Annotated in this window: 20 protein-coding genes; 7 read left to right on the top strand and 13 right to left on the bottom strand. The window is 71.3% G+C overall.

Annotated elements, in window-relative coordinates; all coding sequences use genetic code 11:
• Positions 1-66: 66 nt before the first annotated feature.
• Genes M4D53_RS08250 through M4D53_RS08240 form a run of 3 tightly spaced genes read left to right on the top strand, consistent with a single transcriptional unit; the run spans position 67 to position 2,311 of the window.
• The gene (locus M4D53_RS08250) at positions 67-534 is read left to right on the top strand and encodes an Lrp/AsnC family transcriptional regulator (RefSeq protein WP_025105441.1); all 468 of its coding nucleotides are present in this window, start codon (positions 67-69) and stop codon (positions 532-534) included.
• Between the two features lie 26 nt (positions 535-560).
• A complete protein-coding gene (locus M4D53_RS08245; RefSeq protein ID WP_259953362.1) occupies positions 561-1,964 on the top strand; it encodes an NAD(P)/FAD-dependent oxidoreductase in 1,404 nt (467 codons plus the stop codon).
• Positions 1,961-2,311, top strand: a complete 351-nt coding sequence (locus M4D53_RS08240) for a cupin domain-containing protein (protein WP_259953361.1) — start codon at positions 1,961-1,963, stop codon at positions 2,309-2,311. Before M4D53_RS08245 ends, M4D53_RS08240 begins: the two co-directional genes overlap by 4 nt.
• A gap of 24 nt (positions 2,312-2,335) precedes the next feature.
• Here M4D53_RS08240 and M4D53_RS08235 read toward each other — a convergent pair whose 3' ends face one another.
• From M4D53_RS08235 to M4D53_RS08215, 5 genes are all read right to left on the bottom strand, one after another.
• Positions 2,336-3,253: a DNA-methyltransferase gene (locus M4D53_RS08235; protein ID WP_259953423.1), complete on the bottom strand. Its 918-nt coding sequence runs from the start codon at positions 3,251-3,253 to the stop codon at positions 2,336-2,338.
• 113 nt (positions 3,254-3,366) lie between these two features.
• The gene (lplAB, locus tag M4D53_RS08230) at positions 3,367-4,416 is read right to left on the bottom strand and encodes a lipoate-protein ligase LplAB (RefSeq protein WP_259953360.1); all 1,050 of its coding nucleotides are present in this window, start codon (positions 4,414-4,416) and stop codon (positions 3,367-3,369) included.
• Between the two features lie 33 nt (positions 4,417-4,449).
• Complete coding sequence (locus tag M4D53_RS08225; RefSeq protein ID WP_259953359.1) at positions 4,450-5,187, bottom strand: DUF1684 domain-containing protein; 738 nt, start codon at positions 5,185-5,187, stop codon at positions 4,450-4,452.
• 955 nt (positions 5,188-6,142) lie between these two features.
• On the bottom strand, positions 6,143-6,997 hold the full coding sequence (locus M4D53_RS08220) for an alpha/beta fold hydrolase (protein WP_187662471.1): 855 nt from the start codon (positions 6,995-6,997) through the stop codon (positions 6,143-6,145).
• Between the two features lie 9 nt (positions 6,998-7,006).
• The gene (locus M4D53_RS08215) at positions 7,007-7,753 is read right to left on the bottom strand and encodes a copper homeostasis protein CutC (protein ID WP_259953358.1); all 747 of its coding nucleotides are present in this window, start codon (positions 7,751-7,753) and stop codon (positions 7,007-7,009) included.
• A gap of 70 nt (positions 7,754-7,823) precedes the next feature.
• On the opposite strand from M4D53_RS08215, the gene M4D53_RS08210 reads away from it, so the two are divergent.
• The 3 genes from M4D53_RS08210 to M4D53_RS08200 are packed head-to-tail and all read left to right on the top strand — an operon-like array spanning position 7,824 to position 9,946.
• A complete protein-coding gene (locus tag M4D53_RS08210; RefSeq protein WP_187662473.1) occupies positions 7,824-8,264 on the top strand; it encodes a MarR family winged helix-turn-helix transcriptional regulator in 441 nt (146 codons plus the stop codon).
• A gap of 5 nt (positions 8,265-8,269) precedes the next feature.
• Positions 8,270-9,601, top strand: coding sequence for an MFS transporter (locus M4D53_RS08205; RefSeq protein WP_259953422.1), 1,332 nt, complete (start codon positions 8,270-8,272; stop codon positions 9,599-9,601).
• A gap of 60 nt (positions 9,602-9,661) precedes the next feature.
• Positions 9,662-9,946 carry a hypothetical protein gene (locus tag M4D53_RS08200; RefSeq protein ID WP_025105431.1) on the top strand — a complete coding sequence of 95 codons (285 nt, stop codon included), beginning with the start codon at positions 9,662-9,664 and terminating at the stop codon, positions 9,944-9,946.
• A 90-nt stretch (positions 9,947-10,036) separates the two neighbouring features.
• On the opposite strand, the gene rocD is transcribed toward M4D53_RS08200, so the two are convergent.
• The 7 genes from rocD to M4D53_RS08165 form a co-directional block, all read right to left on the bottom strand.
• Positions 10,037-11,266 (bottom strand): ornithine--oxo-acid transaminase, encoded by a 1,230-nt coding sequence (rocD, locus tag M4D53_RS08195; protein WP_259953421.1) that lies wholly within the window; start codon positions 11,264-11,266, stop codon positions 10,037-10,039.
• Between the two features lie 2 nt (positions 11,267-11,268).
• Complete coding sequence (ddaH, locus tag M4D53_RS08190; RefSeq protein WP_187662474.1) at positions 11,269-12,147, bottom strand: dimethylargininase; 879 nt, start codon at positions 12,145-12,147, stop codon at positions 11,269-11,271.
• 163 nt (positions 12,148-12,310) lie between these two features.
• Complete coding sequence (locus M4D53_RS08185) at positions 12,311-13,309, bottom strand: NAD(P)-dependent alcohol dehydrogenase (protein WP_259953356.1); 999 nt, start codon at positions 13,307-13,309, stop codon at positions 12,311-12,313.
• Complete coding sequence (locus tag M4D53_RS08180; protein WP_259953354.1) at positions 13,306-13,536, bottom strand: helix-turn-helix transcriptional regulator; 231 nt, start codon at positions 13,534-13,536, stop codon at positions 13,306-13,308. Before M4D53_RS08180 ends, M4D53_RS08185 begins: the two co-directional genes overlap by 4 nt.
• The gene (locus M4D53_RS08175) at positions 13,536-13,970 is read right to left on the bottom strand and encodes a hypothetical protein (protein ID WP_259953353.1); all 435 of its coding nucleotides are present in this window, start codon (positions 13,968-13,970) and stop codon (positions 13,536-13,538) included. Before M4D53_RS08175 ends, M4D53_RS08180 begins: the two co-directional genes overlap by 1 nt.
• Before the next feature lie 271 nt (positions 13,971-14,241).
• Positions 14,242-17,916, bottom strand: coding sequence for a proline dehydrogenase family protein (locus tag M4D53_RS08170; protein WP_259953352.1), 3,675 nt, complete (start codon positions 17,914-17,916; stop codon positions 14,242-14,244).
• Between the two features lie 64 nt (positions 17,917-17,980).
• A complete protein-coding gene (locus M4D53_RS08165; protein ID WP_187662479.1) occupies positions 17,981-18,541 on the bottom strand; it encodes an acyl-CoA thioesterase in 561 nt (186 codons plus the stop codon).
• A gap of 130 nt (positions 18,542-18,671) precedes the next feature.
• Here M4D53_RS08165 and M4D53_RS08160 point away from each other — a divergent pair, with 130 nt between their 5' ends.
• Entirely contained in the window at positions 18,672-19,181 is a 510-nt protein-coding gene (locus M4D53_RS08160) for a GNAT family N-acetyltransferase (RefSeq protein ID WP_060922628.1), read from the top strand.
• Between the two features lie 52 nt (positions 19,182-19,233).
• Here the strand turns inward: M4D53_RS08160 and M4D53_RS08155 are convergent, their stop codons facing one another.
• Positions 19,234-20,385, bottom strand: coding sequence for an acetyl-CoA C-acetyltransferase (locus tag M4D53_RS08155; RefSeq protein WP_259953351.1), 1,152 nt, complete (start codon positions 20,383-20,385; stop codon positions 19,234-19,236).
• Between the last annotated feature and the right edge of the window lie 3 nt (positions 20,386-20,388).

Here is a 20,388-nt window from a genome sequence, read left to right as displayed (position 1 = left end):
TAGCTTTTCGTCCACAGATCGACGGAATCAGTTGCGAAGGGCGGGTCAGAATGTCACGATCGGTACATGAGTCCGAAGACGCCTCCCCCCGCCCTCGACGACATCTCGAAGCGCATCGTCGAGCTGCTGCAGGAGGACGGGCGGCGTCCCTATGCGGAGATCGCCCGCGAAGTCGGGCTCAGCGAGGCCGCGGCCCGCCAGCGCGTGCAGCGCCTGACCGAATCGGGTCTGATCCAGATCGTCGCCGTGACCGACCCGCTGCAGCTCGGCTTCCACCGCATGTCGATGATCGGGATCCGGGTGTCCGGCGACCCCCGCGCGATCGCTGAGGAGCTCACGGCGATCCCCGAACTGGCGTACGTCGTCGTCACCCTCGGGACGTTCGACATCCTCGTCGAGGCGGTGTGCGAGGACGACGACCATCTGCTCGACCTCATCGCCACCCGCATCCGCACCATCCCCGGCATCATCCAGACGGAGAGCCTGCTCTACGCCGGCCTCTACAAAGACCTCTACAACTGGGGAACGCGCTGACGCGCTCCCCTCACATCGGAGTGAACATGGGCACCACGGTCTTCGAACGCCGTCGTCCTTCGCAGTCCGTCGTCGACGACGCCCTGCGCGACACGGCCCTGTCGGTCTTCTGGCTCGACGACGTCGAGCGGCCCGCGCATCCGCCGCTGCGCGGCACCGTGCACACGGACCTCGTGGTCGTCGGCGGCGGCTACACCGGGCTCTGGACGGCCGTGCGCGCGAAGGAGCGGGATCCGGAGCGGAAGGTGGTCCTCCTGGAGGCATCCCGCGTGGCCTGGGCGGCATCCGGGCGCAACGGCGGCTTCTGCGAGTCCAGCCTCACGCACGGCCACGAGAACGGCGTGAACCGCTGGCCCGAGGAGATCGACCGCCTCGAGGAGCTGGGCCACGAGAACCTCGACGGCATCGCCGAGACCGTGCGGCGGTACGACATGGATGCCGAGTTCGAGCGGACGGGCCAGCTCGCGGTCGCCGTGGAGCCGCATCAGGTCGAGTGGCTGCGCGAGGAGGAGGGCTTCCTCGACCGCGAGGCGGTGCAGGCGGAAGTGCATTCCCCCACGTTCCTCGCCGGCGCCTGGGATCGGGAGGGCAGCGCTCTCGTGCACCCGGCGAAGCTGGGCCTGGAGCTCGCACGGGTGGCCGTCGAGCTCGGCGTGGAGATCCACGAGCACAGCCTCGTCCGGCGGATCGAGGGCGCGGACTCCGGTCCGGTGACCCTCGTCACGGAGCACGGCCGGGTGACCGCCGACGCGGTGGCGCTCGCGACGAACGTGTTCCCCTCGCTCCTGAAGCGCAACCGCCTCATGACGGTCCCGGTGTACGACTACGTGCTGATGACGGAGCCGCTCTCGGCCGAGCAGCTCGCGTCCATCGGCTGGCGGAACCGTCAGGGGCTCGCCGACAGCGCCAACCAGTTCCACTACTACCGGCTCACCGCCGACGACCGGATCCTGTTCGGCGGCTACGACGCGGTGTACCACTTCGGCGGCAAGGTGCGCCCCGCGTACGAGGACCGGATGGAGAGCCACCGGCGCCTGGCCTCGCACTTCTTCACCACCTTCCCGCAGCTCGCCGGCCTCCGCTTCACGCACCGCTGGGCCGGAGCCATCGACTCCTCCAGCCGATTCTGCGCATTCTTCGGCACCGCCCGCGGCGGTCGGGTCGCCTACGCCACGGGGTTCACCGGCCTCGGGGTCGGCGCCGCCCGGTTCGCGGCCGATGTCATGCTCGACAAGCTCGACGGCGAGGAGACCGAACGCACGCAGCTGCGGATGGTGCGCGAGAAGCCGATCCCGTTCCCGCCGGAGCCCGCCGCGTCCGTCGGCATCAACCTCGTCCGCGCCGCGATGGACAGGGCCGACCACAACGAGGGGCGCCGCAACCTGTTCCTGAAGACGCTCGACGCCCTCGGCATGGGCTTCGACTCGTGACCACGCTCACCCCAGGAGCCGTCGTCGACGCGGGGAACCTCGCGCTGACGCACGCCCCGCTGCCCGACGAGGACGTCCGCGACGGCGCACCGACCACGGCCTACACGGTGCTCGACGATGCCGGCGGGATCGAGATCGGCGTCTGGGAGATGACGCCGGGCACGGCGGTGGACGTCGAGGAGGACGAGGTGTTCGTCGTGCTCTCCGGTCGCGCGACCGTGGCGTTCACCGCACCCGCGCTCCCGCCCGTGGGACTCGGCCCAGGGTCAGTGATGCGGCTCACGGCCGGCATGCGGACGGTCTGGACCGTGAACGCGACCCTGCGGAAGGTCTCGATCGGGATCTGACGGCTCGTGCCGAGCGCGTCCCACTCAGGCCCGGCGGACCTCCGCGTGCGGGATGCGTGCGGCCATGACCCGCACCGCTTCCGGGTTGTCGTCCACGAGCACCGCCTCCCGACCGAGTGCGGAGGCCACCGCTCCGGTCGTGCCGCTGCCGGCGAAGAGGTCGAGCACCCGATCGCCCGGTCGGCTGGACGCGGTCACGATGCGCCGGAGGATGCCCTCGGGCTTCTGCGTCGGATAGCCCGTCTTCTCCCGTCCGGTCGTCGGGACGATCGTGTGCCACCAGACGTCGGTCGGGAGCTTGCCTCGTGCCGCCTTCTCCGCGGTCACCAGCCCCGGAGCCATGTACGGCTCCCGGTCGACGTCGTCGGAGTTGAACACGTACGTCCGCGGGTTCTTCACGTACACCAGGATCGTGTCGTGCTTGGTGGGCCACCGCCGCCGGGATTTCGCGCCGTAGTCGTACGCCCAGATGAGCTCGTTGAGGAAGCAGTCCCGGCCGAACACCGCGTCGAGCATGACCTTCGCGTAGTGCGCCTCGCGGTAGTCGAGGTGCAGGTACAGGGTGCCGTCGTCGGCGAGCAGCCGCCAGGCCTCCTCCAGCCGCGGCATGAGGAAGGCGCCGTAGTCGTCGAAGCTGTCGTCGTACGCGCGCAGCATGCCGCGCACCCGCTCGTACCGATGTCCGTGGAAGCCGTGCCGCACCTCCGGCCCGCCGACCGCGTGTTCAGAACTCAGGAGATCCGACGCGGTTTCGGCCGGTTGGGGGCTGCCCCCGTCGGGATCCGCCGATTCTTCCGGAGTTGTGAACGTGCGGCGGGCGGTGACCACCTGCCGCTCCCGCACTCTTCCGGTGTTGAACGGCGGGTCGAGGTAGACGAGCGTGAAGGACCCGGACGGCAGGGTCGCCGCGACGGCGAGGTTGTCCCCCTCGATCACCGACACCCGCCCCGGGGCCTGGACCCCTGAGCCTGCACCCTGGGTCCCTAAGCCTGTCGAAGGGCCTGAGCCTGTCGAAGGGCCTGAGCCTGTCGAAGGGCCTGAGCCTGTCGAAGGGCTCACGGAACCCGATGCAGCCACGCGTCGGTCGAGAACTTCGACTCCACCAGAGCCTCGGCATCGGCGTACTCGTCCGGCGTGATGCCGCCGTCCTCGGCGGAGGTGAGCGAGCGGAACGTGTCCTTGAAGCGCTCGATGATCTCGGCGCGTTCCAGTCCGGTCTGGCTCCGCAGCGGGTCGACGCGCTTGGCGGCCGAGGTCGTGCCCTTGTCGCTGAGCTTCTCGCGGCCGATCCGCAGCACCTCGGTCATCATCTGGCCGTCGATGTCGTAGGAGAGGGTGGCGTGGTGCAGCACACCTCCGTTCGCGAGGCGCTTCTGCGCGGCGCCGCCGATCTTGCCGGTCGGGCTCGCGATGTCGTTGAGCGGCTGGTAGACGGCGTCGATACCGAGCGAACGGAGCGCCTGCAGCACCCAGTCGTCGAGGAACGCGTAGGAGTCGGCGAAGGTCATGCCCGCCACGAGCGAGGCCGGCACGTACAGCGAGTAGGTGATGATCTGTCCCGCAGCCATGAGCATCGCGCCGCCGCCGGAGATGCGGCGTACGACGTCGAAGCCGTGCTTCGCGGCGCCCTCCGGGTCGACCTCGTTGCGATACGACTGGAACGACCCGATGACGACGGCCGACTCGTCCCACTCCCAGATGCGCAGCGTCGGACGCCGACGCCCCTCGCCGACGCGGGAGGTGAGCACCTCGTCAAGGGCGAGGTTCATGCGCGGCGAGACCGCCTTCTCGTGGACGATCTCCCAGTCGAAGTCGCCCCAGCCGGGCGCCGTGACGAGCGCGCGGCGGACGGCGGTGCCGACCGCCTCGGGGGTGAAGCCGAGCAGCTGGGCCCCCTCGGGGAGGGCGCCGCGGACGGCCGCGGCGATGGCCGTGGCGTCGGACTCGACGGGGAGACCCTCGACAGCGGCGTTGATGTCGTCGAGCGCGGAGTCCGGTTCGAGGAAGAAGTCCCCGGCGAGCCGGAACCGCGCGATCCGGTCGTTCTCGACCTCGAGGTCGACGACGACGAGCTTGCCCCCAGGAACCTTGTATTCACCGTGCACGGATCCAGCTTAAGGCGCGCGCTGCCTCCGTGGTCAGCCGCCGAGCACGACCACGCGCTCCCCTGCCCTGATCGGCGTGGAGTAGCGGTTGCCGGGCGTCGGCAGGGGGCAGACGAACTGGTCGGAGAACGCACAGGGCGGCAGGTACGCCCGGTTGAAGTCGATCACGGCGGAGCCGTCGGCGGCGGGTTCGTCGACGGGGAGGAACCGGAACCGATACGTCTCCAGCCCGTTCGTCCCGTCCGCGAAGACCGCGCTCAGCGCTCCGCTCCCACTGCGGGTGACGGTGAGCTCGTGCGGGGCACCGGCGAGTTCGAACCGCAGGCGTCCGGCGATCGCGGTCTCGCGCTCCTCACCGTCGACCGAGGTGACGACGATCCGCTCGTCTGGCGCGGGTTCGAACGTCGCGGGGAGCCGCCAGCGCTCGTCCGGGGCGTAGGCGTCGATCGCCGTGAACCACTCCCGCTGCGGACGGGCCGGATTCCAGACACGGAGGGCCAGCAGCCCGTTGCGATCGAATACCCGCAACTCCCGCCGCCCGAGGCGCAGGGTCTGGGCGCCGCGGAGGGTGACGACCGACCCCGACGGTCCGAGTTCGCTGCCGCGGATGCCGCCGTCGCCGGTGAGGGCCCAGAGTCCGGGGACGCCGTCGACCGCTGCGGGTTCGGTGATGAGCCAGTTCGTCGACTCCAGCGCGGACGGCCCGTACTCCGACCCCGCATAGCGTTCACGCGCCGCATGCCACTCATGCCAGTCCGTCAGGAAGCTCATCGCCGCGGGCCCTCCCCCTCGCTCGTGCGGATGTGCCCCGAATCTAGGACTGCCCCCACCTCCCGTGGCCTCCCTCCGTCACACGCCTTCACCGCGCGTCATCCCGCGTCACACTCCCCCGCGGTCCCTCCATCCGCGTGCGGGATCAAAACCGTCCCTCGCCGCACCTTTCCCCGCCCGTTACTGATCCCGCCACCCGTGCGCAGCCACCGCGCACCTCCCGCGGGATCAAAACCGTCCCCCAGCGCGCCCTCCCCCGCCCCTTATTGATCCCGCCACCCGGGCGCAGCCCCCGCGCACATCCCGCGGGACCGAAATCGTCCCCCAGCGCACCCTCCCCCGCCCGTTTCTGATCCCGCCACCCGGGCGCAGCCCCCGCGCACATCCCGCGGGATCGAAATCGTCCCCCAGCGCGCCCTCCCCCGCCCGTTTCTGATCCCGCCACCCGGGGTCGTCCGCGGCGCGACGGAAGCCGAAGATCCTCCGCGCCTCCGCGCCCCCTATTCGCGGGGCGCGGGTGATTCCCGCCGCCACCGGCGCGCGATTCACCGTGCGTGTTCGAGAAGGCTCCCCCGAGGTCCGTCCCGGGCACGAAAGTGATCCCGCGGCAGTGGCGGGAGGCACAACACTGATCCCGCGGGATGTCGGGAGGCACGAAGGTGATCTCGCGGGCGGTGACGGGAGGCGCGGCCTTGACCCGACAGGTCATCGTGGACGCGGACTCACCGGCGCACCCACGCACAGTGCGTGTTCGAAAACGTTCCGCTGGGGCCTGTGCCACGCGCGAAAATAATCCCGCGGGACCGGGGGAAGGGGCGAAAGTGATCCCGGACCGTAAAGGGACCGGAACCGGACCGGGACGGACCGGAACCGGACCGGGACGCACCGGGACGGAACGGGACTGAACAGGCCGGGGAAGGGCCGGACCGGGATCGGCCCCGAACCGGGACGGGAGTCAGCGGGCGGGGATGTGGGCGTCGAGCCAGGCGAGGACGTCGGCGCGCACCTCGTCCTGCTGCAGCTCCTGGAAGATCTCGTGCCGGGCGTCGGGGTAGACGAGGGTCGTGACGTCGGTGAGTCCGGAGCGGCGCCGGTACTGGTCGGCGAGCTTGTGGACGCTGCGCGGACCGCCGACCGGATCGTCACGGCCGACGAGGAGGAGCATCGGGAGGTCGCGCGCGAGGTGCGTCGCCGGACGCCCGTACAGTCGCGCCGCGTCGAGCAGACCGAAGAGCTTGAGCAGAGGCACCCCCGTCGTGAGCGGGTCCTCCTCGAAGGCCTTCCACACCGCGGGGTCGCGGCTCAGCCACTCGTACCCGGTCGCGTCGTCCGCGGCCCACGCGGCGTTCAGCGGCGCCGGGTTCAGGGAGCGGGGCGTGCGCAGCGCCGAACCCGACAAGATCACCGCATCGAAGGCCTCGGCGTGCTCGTTCACCAGCATCTGCGCGAGGAACGACCCCCACGAGTGCCCGAGGAGCACGAGCGGAAGGTCCGGGTTCTCGTCGCGGATGATGCCGGTCAGCTGCCAGATCGCATCCTTGGCCGCCCGGAGACCCCCGGGGCCGAGCCGTCCGAGCCGGGCCGGATCGCCGTGCTGGCGCATGCCGGTGCGCCCGTGCCCACGGTGGTCGTCCGCGTAGACGGTGAACCCGGCTCCGGTGAGCGCGGCGATCAGCGCCGGATACCGTCCTGCGTGCTCGCCCACCCCGTGCAGGAGCTGGACGACACCGCGGGGCGTGCCCTCCGCGGGGTGGACGTCGTAGACGATGGCGATGCCGTGGCTGTCGGTGTACTCGCGGGTCTCGGTCATGGGTCGGCCCTACCGGTCGGTTCCCGCGAGAGCGTCCCGGATCGCGAAGGCGATGTCGCGGTCCGTCACCTCGTAGCCGCCGACCCCGTCGGAGGCGGAGCCCATGCGCACGCCGCCGTCCTCGGTCACCGCCCGCTTCGCGGAGAAGTGGAGGGCGTCGACGCCGGCCGCGGCGAGCACCGGAGCGCTCGCGACGTCGACGCCGCTGCCGGCCATGACCTCGATCTGCCCCTCGGCCGCGGCGACGAGCGCGCGCAGGGTGTCGATGCCGTCGATCGCGGCCGATGCCCCTCCGGACGTGAGCACGCGCCGGAGCCCGAGCTCCCTCGCGGCCCGCAGGGTCGCCACCGGGTCGGCGGTCACATCGATCGCGCGGTGCAGCGTCGCCGGAGCTCCCCCGGCCGCATCCCGCAGCCGCGCCATGGCATCGAGGTCGAGCCGCCCCTCGGCGTCCAGCGCGCCGATCACCACGCCCGACGCGCCTGCGTCGACCGCGTGCCGCACGTCGCGTTCGGCGACGGCCAGCTCGTCGGCGCTGTAGTGGAAGCCGCCGGCGCGCGGACGGATGAGGACGTGCACCTCGGGGCCGTTCGCCCCCGCGGCTTCGAGCGCGAGCTCCAGGGTGGCCGGCGACGGGGTGAGCCCACCCAGCGCGAGGGCCGTGGCGAGCTCGACGCGAGCGGCGCCGACCTCGGCGGCGATGCGCACTCCGGCGGGATCCTGGACGGCGATTTCGAGAGCGATCGTTCGGGTCACCCCTCCATTGTGCCCGCTGCCCCGGCTCCTCCTGCCCCCGCGTCAGAAATATTAGATAGACTAACTAAGTATGTCTGCGTCCGATGATTCCCTGCACCTCACCGCCACAGACCTGCGCATGGCCACGTTCCGGCTCGCCCGCCGGCTCCGCTGCGCCCGCGCCGCCGACATGATGAGCGACACGCAGCTCGCCGTTCTCGCCGAGCTGCGCATGAACGGCCGGCGCACGATCTCCACCCTCGCCGAGCGCGAGCGCGTGACCGCCCCCTCGATGACGAGCATCGTGAACGGCCTGGAGGAGCAGGGCTTCGTCGCCCGCACCCCGGACGAGGACGACCGCCGCCGCGTGCAGGTGGACATCACCGCCGCCGGCGTCGAGGTCGTCGTCGAGACCATCCGCCGCCGCGACGTGCTGCTGGCCGACATGCTCCGCGAGGTCGACTACACCGAGGAGGAACTGACGACGCTGCGAGAAGCGAGCGCCCTGATGCGGAGGGTGGTGGAGCGATGAGCGCCATGTTCCGTTCCTTCGCGAACATCAACTACCGGATCTGGTTCGCCGGCGCCCTCGTGTCGAACGTCGGCGGATGGATGCAGGCCACAGCCCAGGACTGGGTCGTGCTGACCGAGCTCACCGACAACGACGCGACCGCGATGGGCGTCACCATGGCACTGCAGTTCGGCCCACCGCTGGTGCTGGTGAGCCTGACCGGCTGGGTCGCTGATCGCTTCGATCGGCGGAAGATCCTGCTGACCACGCAGACCGCGCTGCTCGGCCTCGCGATCGCGGTCGGATCCCTGCTGCTGGCCGGCGTGATGACCCTGCCGATGATGCTCGCGTTCGCCCTCGGTTTCGGCATCGTCAACGCGTTCGACGCACCCGCCCGGCAGGCCTTCGTGTCGGACATGGTGTCCGCCACGGAGACCTCCAACGCCGTGGCCCTCAACTCCGCCTCCTTCAACCTCGCCCGTATGATCGGCCCCGCGGTCGGCGGTCTGCTCATCGTCGCGATCGGCTCCGGTTGGGTGTTCATCGTCAACGCCGCGACCTTCCTCGCCATGATCGTCGCGCTGATGCTCATGCGCACGCACCTGCTGGCGCCGCGGCCGAAGAACCGCAGCCGCGGCGGACTCGCCGAGGGCTTCCGGTACGTCTGGGCCCGCAGCGACCTCAAGGTCGTGTTCGTGACGGTGTTCCTCATCGGCGCGTTCGGCATGAACTTCCCCATCTTCGCCTCGACCATGGCGCTGGAGTTCGGAGCCGGCGCCGACGGGTACGGGGTGCTGAGCTCGGTGCTCGCTATCGGCTCCCTGATCGGCGCCCTCCTCGCCGCACGGCGGGACCGTGCGAGGGTGCGCGTGGTGATCCTCGCGGCGGGCGGCTTCGGGATCGCGGCCTTCGTCTCGGCCGCGATGCCCACCTACCTCTCCTACGCGGTCACGCTCACGTTCACCGGCTTCATGATCGTGACGCTGCTGACCACGGCCAACGGCTACGTGCAGATCACGACGGATCCGGCGCTCCGCGGCCGCGTCCTCGCCCTCTACATGGCCGTGATCATGGGGTCGACCCCGGTCGGCGCACCGATCGCGGGCTGGGTGGCGGACACGTTCGGTCCCCGCGCCGCCATCATGCTCGGCGGGACGGCCGGCTTCATCGCGTGCGCGATCGGGGTGACGTGGGTGCTGACGTCGGGGAGGCTGCGCCGCGAGGAGAGCAGCCGCTTCCGCTTGACCCTCGACGAGACGCGCCCGCTGCGCGTCGTGCAGCCGGTCGAGCCGGTGGACTACACGGCGAAGGCCGCGGCGACGACGCCCATCCGGCTTCCTCGACGCGACGACGAGTGAGCTGCGGGCGCGTTTGTCAACGCCTTCCTCATCACGGCCCGGCGGTCGTAGCGTCGTGTCATGGACGAGAACATGAGCACCCCGCACCCGCAGGATCCGGCCGAAGGCGCTCCCGGCGTCGACGTCCCTGACGAGAACTCCGGCCAGGGCGACGGCACCGGCGGCGCGATCCAGGGCGACAGCTCCCGCGGCGAGTCGACCGGCGGCGCCATCCAGGGCAGTTCCGGCCCCGGCCACGACGCGCCCCTGGGCGGCGACGAGAACACCGAGGACGAGCTCGCGGCCGACAACGCCGCCGAGGAGGACACCCTCCGCACGCTCGACCCCGACTCCCCGCCGGCCTGAGCCGTCGACCCACCCCTTTCGAGACGAGCCACCCCCTTGCGAACGTTCGCAAGGGGGTGGCTCGTGCAGAAGGGGGTGGGTCGGCCGCGGTCAGGCGTCGAGCACCACCTTGAGCTGCTCGATGGCCCAGTCGAGCTCGGTCGCCCGGATGACGAGCGGGGGCGCGATGCGGATGGTCTGCCCGTGCGTGTCCTTCACGAGCACACCCCGGTCGAGCAGCTTCTCCGCGATCTCTCGGCCTGAACCGATCGCGGGGTCGATGTCGACGCCCGCCCACAGCCCGGCGATGCGTACGCCCGTGACACCGTGGCCGATCAGCGGCTGCAGCGCCTGCTCCAGGTGTGCGCCGAGTGCCCGCGCGCGCTCCTGGAACTCGCCCGTCTGCAGCATCTCCACCACGCGCAGGCCGACGGCCGCCGCGAGCGGGTTGCCGCCGAACGTGGAGCCGTGCTCACCGGGACGGATCACGCCCAGGACATCGGTGTTCCCCACCACGGCCGAGACCGGGAGGATGCCACCGCCGAGCGCCTTGCCCAGCAGGTACAGGTCCGGCACGACACCCTCGCGGTCGCACGCGAACGTCTCGCCGACACGTCCGAGCCCGGCCTGGATCTCGTCGGCGATGAACAGCACGTTCTTCTCGTCGCAGATCTCACGGATGCGGCGGAGGTACCCCTCCGGCGGGATCACCACACCGGCCTCGCCCTGGATCGGCTCCACGAGCACGCCCGCCGTGTCCTCGGTGATCGCCGCGGCGATCGCCTCCGCGTCGCCGAACGGCACGCGGTCGAAGCCGGGCGTGTAGGGACCGAAATCGTCGTGCGCGGTCTCGTCGTCGCTGAAGCTCACGATCGTCGTCGTACGGCCGTGGAAGTTGCCCTTCGCCACGACGATCCGCGCCTTCCCCTCGGGGATGCCCTTCACGCGGTAGCCCCACGCCCTGGCGACCTTGATGCCGGTCTCCACCGCCTCGGCGCCCGTGTTCATCGGCAGGACGAGCTCCTTGCCGCAGAGCTCGGCGAGCGCGGCCGCGAAGGGCTCCAGCATGTCGCTCTGGAACGCCCGGCTGACGAGCGTGACCCGACCGAGCTGCTCGGTCAGGGCCGCGACGAGCGCGGGGTGACGGTGCCCGAAGTTGACCGCGGAATAGGCCGCGAGCAGGTCGAGGTAGCGCTTGCCCTCGACATCGGTCACCCACGCCCCCTCGCCGCGCGCGATCATCACCGGCAGCGGGTGGTAGTTGTGCGCGACGTGCGGCTCCGCGACCGCGGTGGGTCCCTGAGCCTGTCGAAGGGTCGAAGCGCGCGCCGTCTGCTCGATCGTCACTTCGCACCCCGCAGCTCGAGCGTGCAGCACTTGATCCCGCCGCCACCGAGGAGGAGCTCGGACAGGTCGACGGTGATCGGGTTGTAGCCGCGCTCCCGGAGCTGCTGCTCGAAGCCCTTCGCCCGCGGCGAGATGATGACGTTGTAGCCGTCGCTCGAGGAGTTCAGGCCGAACACCGCGCCGTCCTCGTCCGACACGAGGATCGCGTCGGGGAAGCGCTTCTCCAGCTCGGCACGGCTGGCGTCGTCGAAGGCCCCGGGGAGGTAGGCGATGTTCGCCCGCTCGGGGCCGCCGTTCTCCACGCCCTGCACGGGGTCGAGCACCGCGATCGCGGTGTCGAGGTGGTAGAAGCGGGGGTCGGTGAGGTTCAGCGACACGACCTCGCGACCGAAGACCTCGCCGACCTCGCGGTGGCTGTCGCCGGTGGAGCGGAACCCGGTGCCGGCGAGGATAACGTCGCCGACGAGCAGGAAGTCGCCCTCGCCCTCGTTGACCTCCTCCGGCATGACGGTGTCGTAGCCGGCGGCGCGGAACCAGTCGGCGAAGGCCGGAGCCTCCCCCTGCCGCTCCACGAACCGGAACTCCGGCACGTAGGCGCGCCCGTCGATGAGGAAGCCGCCGTTGGCCGTGTAGACCATGTCCGGGTAGCCGGGGAGCGGATCGATGAGCTCGACCTCGTGGCCGAGCTCGACATACAGGTCGTAGAGCTTCTGCCACTGGGCGACGGCGTTGGCGGTGTCGGTCGGCCGCGACGGCTCCATCCACGGATTGATGGAGTAGTTCACCGTGAAGTGCTCGGGACGGCACATCAGGTAGTGGCGGCGGTGCGCGGTGCGCGTGGGGGCGGTGGTGACGGCGGTCTCCGGCGTCGACATGGATGCTCCTCGTGTGAACGGGCGCGGCGGACGCTGTCCAGGGGCCCGGCGGTCCTTCGACCCCCTGCTCGGAAGAGGCGGAGGGGAAGATGCGACTCGGGCACGCCGGTGACCATTGTGCCACCGGACCCTGGGCGCCACCAGCATCCGTCCCGTGTCGTCGTCAGCCCTCGCGCTGCGTCACCACGACCTTGCCGACCGTGTGCCCGGCCTCGACGTGCGCGAGCGCCGACACGGCCTCGGCGAACGGGTAGGTGCGCTCGACCACGGGGACCAGGTGCCCTTCCTCCACGAGCTCGAGCAGCTTCGCGAGGATCTCCGGGTGCGAGGTCGCCGCGAGGGACACCACCCGGGGTCCGCGGACCGAGAGCACGGCGGCGCGGATCATCCGCGGCACCGGACCGAGTACGCGTCCGCCGTCGCCCGTCACCAGCACCACGCGACCACCCGTGCGGACGAGACGCTGCAGCTCGCGGATCGGCACACCCCCCGCGAGGTCGATGACGGCGTCGAACCGGGCGGAGGGCAGGTGCGTGAGCGGAGACGTGCGGTGGTCGAGCGTGCGCACGGCTCCGAGGCGCTCCAGCAGCAGGGCGTTCCGAGGACGGCACGTCGCCCAGACCTCCGCCCCGCGGAGCGCCGCGAGCTGCACGGCGAAGGTCCCCACGCCGCCGGACGCCCCGATCACGAGGACCCGCTGTGCGCGGTGGCGCAGCCCCACCCCGGCCGCGTCGAGCGCCTGCCACGCGGTGCCTCCGGCGATCGGCAGGCAGGCCGCCGCCTCGGGCGTGACATCGGGCGGGACGGGCACGACGCGGTCGGCCGCGATGCGGGCGTGGGAGGCGAGGCCGCCTCCACCCTGCAGCTCTCCCACCACGAGTTCGCCGAGTTCGGCGTTCACGACGTCGGCGCCGACCGCCACGACGGTGCCCGCGACGTCGAGCCCCCGGACCGGGTGCTTCGGGCGCGTGAGGCCGAAGAAAGGCCGGACCAGCAGCGGATCGCCGAGGAGCAGCCGCACGTCGCCGGCGTTGAGGGCGGTGGCCTGCACGCGCAGCACGACCTCTCCCCGGTGGGGCTGCGGCACGGGCACGCGGGTCAGCGTCGTCCCGGCGGCCGGGCCGTACGTCTCGCGGGTCCAGGCGGGCATCGTCTCGGTCACGCGAGACCTCCGGGGTCGGTGGGATACGCGAACAGGTCGTCGATCCCGACGCCGAAGGCCCGGGCGATCTGGAACGCGAGCTCGAGCGTCGGCGAGTACTTCTGCTGTTCGATCGCGATGAGCGTCTGCCTCGTTACCCCGATCGTGCGAGCGAGCTCGGCCTGCGTGAGTCCGGCACGCTCGCGGTGGGCGCGGATGCTGTTGGAGACGAGGGTCGGTTTGACCATCAGAGCAGCCCCCGACGGTACGCGATCGCCCGAGCGACGCCACCGACGACGGCGGCCACGAGGAACCCGGCGAACATGGTGTTCGCGATCCAGAACACGTCGGCACCGAGACCGCACAGGACGATGACCCCGAGGCCGGCGATGGCGACGAAGGCCTGCTCCACGCGCGCCCCCATCCGGCCGATGTCCCGGTCGCGGATGTCGGAGCGGCCGACGCCGTCCGGATCGGACATCCCGGCGATGATGCCCCAGAGGATGCTGAGCACGATCGTCCCGACGATGCCCCCGCCGATCGTCCACAGCATCAGCGGGAACCAGTCCGTCGCGGTGAGCGGTCCGCCACCGGCCTGCTGCATGAGCAGCAGCACGTAGACGACCGCGACGATCGGACTGACGATGAGCCCGGCCCAGACGTTGCGCTCCTCGTAGACCATGCGCTTCTCCTCGTGTCAAAGATTCTTGACACGAGAGTACGTCCGCATTGCACCCGTGTCAAGAATCTTTTACACCCGGATTCCGTCCCGCGCAGTCTCTTCCGGGATCACAATCGCACCCCCGAGCCGCCGCTCCCGCCCGTTTCCGATCCCGCATGTCCCGCGCATCCCGAAGCGGGATCGAAAACGCACCAGCCGGGGGCCGGGAAGGCACCTTTTTCGAGCCCGCACGGCACCGGTACCGGCACCGGCGCCGCGCCGGGGGACGGGGTCAGATGACGGAGGCGCTCCAGGGGTCGGGGTTTCCGTAGCGGTGGGCGGTGATCGAGACGGACTGCTCGTGCACGAACGGGAGGAGCTCGATGCGGGCCGCCGCCGTCACCTCCGCGTCGTACACCGCGAGGTCCGGATCGCCGCCCGTCGCCACCGCCAGCGCGGAGCGCAGCGCCGCCACCGACTCCCGTCCGCCCACGAGCCGCACACGCTCATGCCGCGGAAGCACCGGACCCTCGGCGTCACCCGAGGACCCCTCACCCGCGGTCGCCTGCATCCGCTGGAGCCACTCGGCCTCGGTCTCCAGGAACACCACGGCGTCGAGGTCGCCCAGAGCATGCCGCACGCCCGCCGGAAGCCCGACCGGAGTGGACACGACGAAGCCCGCCCCCGCACGCACCCCCGCGATCACGACCCGCAGCAGGTCGTGCAGGGCGGCGTCCTCGGTGGCGCGGATCTCCACCGGCACGGGCCGATACCGGAAGAGGTTGCGCTCGATCTCCAGCCGCGAGACATCCCGCACCCGGCCGAACTCCCGGTCCCAGGCCAGCGCGTCCGACAGGGCGGAGCGTCGAAGCCACTCGAACGACTCGAACGGGAGGGAGGGCTGCGCGGCCTCGATGAGCCCGGTGATCCGGGAGTCGAGCCCGCGGAGGTGGAGGGTGCTCGACGCCGGGGACCCGTGCTGCGCGCGCCACGTTCCGAGCCCGATGAGGTGGTTCGGCCCGCCGGGCTTGGCGCCGGCGCCGACGGAGGAGCGCTTCCACCCGCCGAACGGCTGCCGCTGTACGATCGCTCCCGTCGTGCCGCGATTGACGTAGAGGTTCCCGGCCTGCACGCGGTCGAGCCAGAAGGCCAGGTCGTCGGGATCCTGGGTGTGGAGCCCCGCCGTGAGACCGTAGGCGACCGCGTTCTGCAGGTCGACGGCCTTCGCGAGGGTCGGGGCGTGCATGATCCCGAGGACCGGTCCGAAGAACTCCTCGGTGTGGAAGCGAGAGCCGGACTGCACGCCGACCCGCACGCCGGGGCGCCAGAGCCGTCCGCTGCCGTCGTCGGCGGGGTCGAGGGCGGGTTCGATGAGCCACCGCTCGTCGCCCTCCAGCTCGGAGAGGGCCCAGGCGAGCTTGCCCTCGGGCTTCTCGATGACGGGGCCCACCTCGGCGAGCGGATCCGAGGGCCAGCCGACCCGCAGCGAGCGGACCGCGTCGGCGAGCTGACGCGCGAAGCGCTGCGAGCGCCCCACCGGCCCGACGAGGATCGCGAGCGACGCCGCGGAGCATTTCTGCCCCGCGTGCCCGAACGCGCTCTTCACGAGGTCGGCCACGGCGAGGTCGAGGTCGGCCGAGGGCGTGATGATCATCGCGTTCTTGCCGCTGGTCTCCGCGAGCAGAGGCAGGTCGGGGCGCCAGGAGCGGAACAGCGCCGCGGTCTCCCACGAGCCGGTGAGGATCACCCGGTCCACGGCCTCGTCCGTGATGAGGGCACGGCCGAGGTCGCCTTCCTCGATGTCGACGAGAGCGAGGGCTTCGCGGGGCACGCCGCCCTCCCACAGCGCCGCCACGAGCACCGCCGCGCACCTGCGTGCCTGCGGGGCGGGCTTGAGGACGACGCCGGACCCCGCGGCGAGCGCCGCCAGAACGCCACCGGCAGGGATCGCGAGGGGGAAGTTCCACGGCGGAGCGACGACGGTCACCCTGGCGGGGACGAACACGGCGCCGGAGATCGCATCGAGCTCGCGGCACGTCGCGGCGTAGTACCGGGCGAAGTCGACGGCCTCGCTCACCTCGACGTCGGCCTCGGCGAAGACCTTGCCGGTCTCCGCCGCCGCGACCTCGATCAGCTCCCCGCGGCGGGACTCGAGAGCGGCCGCCGCGCGCAGCAGCACCTCCGCCCGCTCGGCCGCGGGACGTGATCCCCACGCTGCCGCCGCGCCCTGCACGCCGCGCACGATGCGGCCGAGGTCATCGGCGTCATCGACGCGGGCCGCGTCCAGGACATCCCTCCCGACCGTCGAGTCCGCGAGCCTCGCACGGATCCCCGCCGCCCACTCACGATTGGCGGGGAGGGCGAGGTCGCTATCGGCCGTGTTCACGAAGCCCGGGGCGCCCCCGGTGTCCTCCCCGCGCTCGCGCGCGGCGTACACGGCGGTCTCGAGGTAGGCGCCGGTGTCGGTGTCGTCGGAGCCGCGCACGATGCCGAGCACCGCCTTCGTGAGGTCGGCCTCCGCCGCCGGACCGACCGGGGCGGGTCGCACGGACTCGTGCACGGGCGCGAGGCGGTCCTGGGTGCGCCGCGGGCCGAGGCCGAGGGCCGGGTCCCCCGCCCGGTCCAGGGCGTCGAGGAAGCGCTCGGCCTCCCGCGCGAAGAGGGACTCGTCGTCGTGCAGGTGGAACGCCGCGGAGAGGAAGTTCTCGGACGACGCGTTCTCCTCCAGCCGCCGCACGAGGTAGCTGATGGCCACATCGAACTCGGCGGGCGCGACGACCGGCACGTACAGCAGCACCGGACCCACTTCGCGGGACACCGCCTGCACCTGCCCCTGAGCCATGCCGAGCAGCATCTCGAACTCGACCGCGTCGCGGACCCCGCGCTCCCCGGCGAGCAGCCACGCATGGGCGATGCCGAAGAGGTTGTGGCCGGCTACGCCGAGCCGCACGGCGGTCGTGTGCTCGGGCTGCAGCGCCCAGTCCAGGCAGCGCAGGTAGTTGGCGTCGGTGTCGAGCTTCGTGTCGTAGGGCGCGGGCGTCCATCCGTGCAGGGTCGCCTCGACGTGCTCCATCGCGAGGTTCGCGCCCTTCACGAGGCGCACCTTGATGCGGGCCCCGCCGTGGATCACGCGATCCTGTGCCCAGGCGGTGAGCTCCTGCAACGCCGGCAGCGCGTCGGGCAGGTAGGCCTGCAGCACGATCCCGGCCTCGAGTCCGGTGAGCCGAGGGTCCTCCAGGATCCGCGTGAAGACGGCGATCGTGAGGTCGAGGTCGCGATACTCCTCCATGTCGAGGTTGATGAAGGTGCCGTCTTCCGCAGCCGTCACGTAGAGAGGGAGCAGCCGGTCGATGACCCGCTCGACGACCTCGTCGAAGCCCCACATCGAGATGCGGCTGACGATGGCGGAGACCTTGACCGACACGTAGTCGACATCCGGACGCCGGATGAGCTCGTGGATGCCGTCGAGCCGCCGCTGCGCCTCTGCCTCCCCGAGCACCGCCTCCCCGAGGAGGTTGAGGTTCAGTCGCGACCCCGACTCCCGCAGCTTCTCGATCGCGGGTCCGAGCTTCGCGGGCCGGGCGTCCACCACCAGGTGCCCCACCATCTCGCGCAGCGCCCGCCGCGCGATCGGCACGACCGGCGTCGGCAGCACCGGGGCGACCCCGCCGCCGAGCCGCACGGCGGAGCGCAGGTACCACGGCAGGAACTCCGGCACGATGGGCGCGATGCGGCGCAGCTGGGCGGCCGCAGCGGTCAGGCTCTCCGGCCGCATCACGCCGTCGACGAAACCGAGGGTGAACGGCAGGCCGTTGGCGTCGCGGAGGACGCCGGCGAGACGCTCGGCGGCGGGGTCGACGTCGGCCGCAGCCGCCTCGATCACCCAACGGCGCGCGAGTTCGACGGCCTGATCGGCGAGGGATGCGGATGCCCCCGCCTCCGCGGAGGATGACGACGACTCTGCCATGTGACCACCCTAGGTCTCCGGTCGCGGAATCCCGGGGTGCCCGACCGGGCGGGCCGCAGTCGGGTCAGTTCCAGATGCTGGGGGCGGGCGTGCGCACGGGAGGCAGAGCGGACGCGGCGGCCCAGTCGTGCACCCACGCGTCGATCTCGGGCACCCCGTCGGGCTTGCCCACCGCGGCGAACAGCTCCTCGTTGCTGACCGTGCCGCCGGACCGGCGCAGCACGCGGGCCCGCACGATGGCCCTGGCGTAGACCTCGCCGGCGACCACGGCCCGGTGCTCCAGGAACAGCGCCTTCTCGTCGTGCCCGATGAAGCGCGACTGCACCTCGAACCGCTGCCAGAGCTGGAGCGACTTGCGGAAGGTGATGGTCTCGCTGGAGACCACCGCGTACCAGCCCTGCTCCTTCATCACGTCGAACAGCCCCGTGCGGATGAGGTGGTCCCAGCGGCCGAGGTCGAACAGCGACAGGTACCGGCCGTTGTTCATGTGGCGGAGGATGTCGAGGTCCGTGGGCAGGGTGGTCACGGTGACGGTGCCGACGGCGGTGGGGTCGAGGGTCTTCCCCTGCCGTACGCGACGACGTGCACCGAGGATCACGAGGAGGGTCCGCCAGATCACATTCACGAGGACTGATCGTAGCCATCCGCGCACGACGGTCGAACTTCGTTGTCCGATTCCTCCATGCCGTCGAAGGGCCTCCCACGGGCCGTCATCCCGATTTCCGATTTCCACGGACCCGCCGTAGAGTCACCGCATGAGCGCCGAAGCCCAGCCCGAAGTCATCGTCCGTCCGGTCCGTGATGTGGATGCGGAAGCCCTCGGTCGCGTGCATGCGCAGTGCTGGCACGAGACCTACGATCACCTCATCAGCAAGGCGGCGCTGGAGAAGGTCTCGCCCCGCCGTATGGCCGAGCTGTGGACGCACTGGGCCTCGCAGGGCCCCGACTTCAAGATGAACGCGGCGCTCGTCGACGGCGAGATCGTCGGCTTCGTCGGCTCGGGTCCGGCTCGCGACAAGGACGCCCCGGCGTTCCGCGAGCTGTACTTCATCTACCTGCTCGACGCGTACCACTCGACCGGCATCGGGCAGAAGCTGTTCGATGCGGCCGTCGAGAAGGACGAGCCGCTCTACCTCTGGGTCGCCGAGGACAACCCCCGCGCGCACCGCTTCTACACGCGCAACGGGTTCCACCTCGACGGCGCGGCGCACACCGAGCCGTTCCTGGGCGAGACGCTCACCGAGGTCCGCTTCGTGCGCCCCTGACCCTCGTCCTCACCGAAAGGGCCGCCCCGCGGGGCGGCCCTTTCGTCTGCGCTCAGAGGCGTTCGATGATCGTGACGTTCGCGACGCCGCCGCCCTCGCACATCGTCTGCAGGCCGTACCGTCCGCCGGTGCGCTCGAGCTCGTTCAGCAGGGTCGCGAGGATGCGGGTGCCCGTCGCGCCGATCGGATGCCCCAGTGCGATGCCGCCGCCGTTGACGTTGACCTTCTCGTGCGGCGCACCGGTCTCGCGCATCCAGGCGAGCACGACCGAGGCGAACGCCTCGTTGACCTCGAACAGGTCGATGTCCTCGATCCGGAGTCCCGTACGCTCCAACGCGTGCCGGGTCGCCGGGATCGGCGCCGTGAGCATGAGCACGGGGTCGTCGCCGCGGACGGAGACGTGGTGGATGCGGGCCCGCGGCGTGAGGCCGTGCTCCTGCACCGCCCGCGCGCTGGCGATGAGCACGGCACTCGACGCATCGCTGATCTGCGACGCGACCGCAGCGGTGATCCGCCCGTCGGGCGCGAGCGGCGGCAGGCCGGCCATGCGTTCGAGGGTGGTGTCCCGGCGCACGCCCTCGTCGTGGTCGAGCCCGGCGAGCGGCGCGATCTCCGCCGCGAACCGCCCGTCGTCCTGGGCCTGGGCCGCCCGGCGGTGGCTCTCCAGCGCGTACCGCTCCATCTCCTCCCGTGAGATGTCCCACCGCTCGGCGATGAGCTCCGCTCCGCGGAACTGCGAGATCTCCTGGTCGCCGTAGCGCTCCTGCCATCCGGGCGACTCGGCGTACGGCGTCGTGAAACCGTACTCCCGGCCGACGGTCGCGGCGGCGGTGAGCGGGATCCGCGACATGTTCTGCAGCCCGCCGGCGATCACGAGGTCGCTGGTGCCACTGAGCACCGCCTGCGCGGCGAAGTGCACGGCCTGCTGACTCGATCCGCATTGCCGATCGATCGTGACGCCCGGCACGTGTTCCGGGAAGCCGGCGACGAGCGACGCGGTGCGCGCGACGTTCCCGGCCTGCCCGCCGATCGCATCGATGGCTCCGAGGATCACGTCGTCCACGGCGCCGGGGTCGATGCCGGTCCGGTCGACGAGGGCCCGCAGACTGTGCGCGCCGAGGTCGGCGGGGTGGATCTCCGCGAGAGCGCCGCCACGGCGTCCGACCGGCGAACGGACCGCGTCGACGATGTAGGCCTCTGCCATGAT

This window comes from Microbacterium meiriae (genome assembly GCF_025143875.1).
GTDB lineage: Bacteria > Actinomycetota > Actinomycetes > Actinomycetales > Microbacteriaceae > Microbacterium > Microbacterium meiriae.
The sequence above is the reverse complement of the archived record's forward strand: the minus strand, read 5'-3'. Positions and strand labels throughout refer to the sequence as shown.

Coding starts and splice junctions, on each gene's coding strand:
- M4D53_RS08160 (WP_060922628.1), top strand. CDS start 18,672: ATGAGCGCCGAAGCCCAGCCCGAAGTCATCGTCCGTCCGGTCCGTGAT.
- ddaH (WP_187662474.1), bottom strand. CDS start 12,147: ATGTCGACGCCGGAGACCGCCGTCACCACCGCCCCCACGCGCACCGCG.
- M4D53_RS08200 (WP_025105431.1), top strand. CDS start 9,662: ATGGACGAGAACATGAGCACCCCGCACCCGCAGGATCCGGCCGAAGGC.
- M4D53_RS08155 (WP_259953351.1), bottom strand. CDS start 20,385: ATGGCAGAGGCCTACATCGTCGACGCGGTCCGTTCGCCGGTCGGACGC.
- M4D53_RS08220 (WP_187662471.1), bottom strand. CDS start 6,997: ATGACCGAGACCCGCGAGTACACCGACAGCCACGGCATCGCCATCGTC.
- M4D53_RS08245 (WP_259953362.1), top strand. CDS start 561: ATGGGCACCACGGTCTTCGAACGCCGTCGTCCTTCGCAGTCCGTCGTC.
- M4D53_RS08250 (WP_025105441.1), top strand. CDS start 67: ATGAGTCCGAAGACGCCTCCCCCCGCCCTCGACGACATCTCGAAGCGC.
- M4D53_RS08175 (WP_259953353.1), bottom strand. CDS start 13,970: ATGGTCTACGAGGAGCGCAACGTCTGGGCCGGGCTCATCGTCAGTCCG.
- M4D53_RS08170 (WP_259953352.1), bottom strand. CDS start 17,916: ATGGCAGAGTCGTCGTCATCCTCCGCGGAGGCGGGGGCATCCGCATCC.
- M4D53_RS08180 (WP_259953354.1), bottom strand. CDS start 13,536: ATGGTCAAACCGACCCTCGTCTCCAACAGCATCCGCGCCCACCGCGAG.
- M4D53_RS08205 (WP_259953422.1), top strand. CDS start 8,270: ATGTTCCGTTCCTTCGCGAACATCAACTACCGGATCTGGTTCGCCGGC.
- M4D53_RS08210 (WP_187662473.1), top strand. CDS start 7,824: ATGTCTGCGTCCGATGATTCCCTGCACCTCACCGCCACAGACCTGCGC.
- M4D53_RS08225 (WP_259953359.1), bottom strand. CDS start 5,187: ATGAGCTTCCTGACGGACTGGCATGAGTGGCATGCGGCGCGTGAACGC.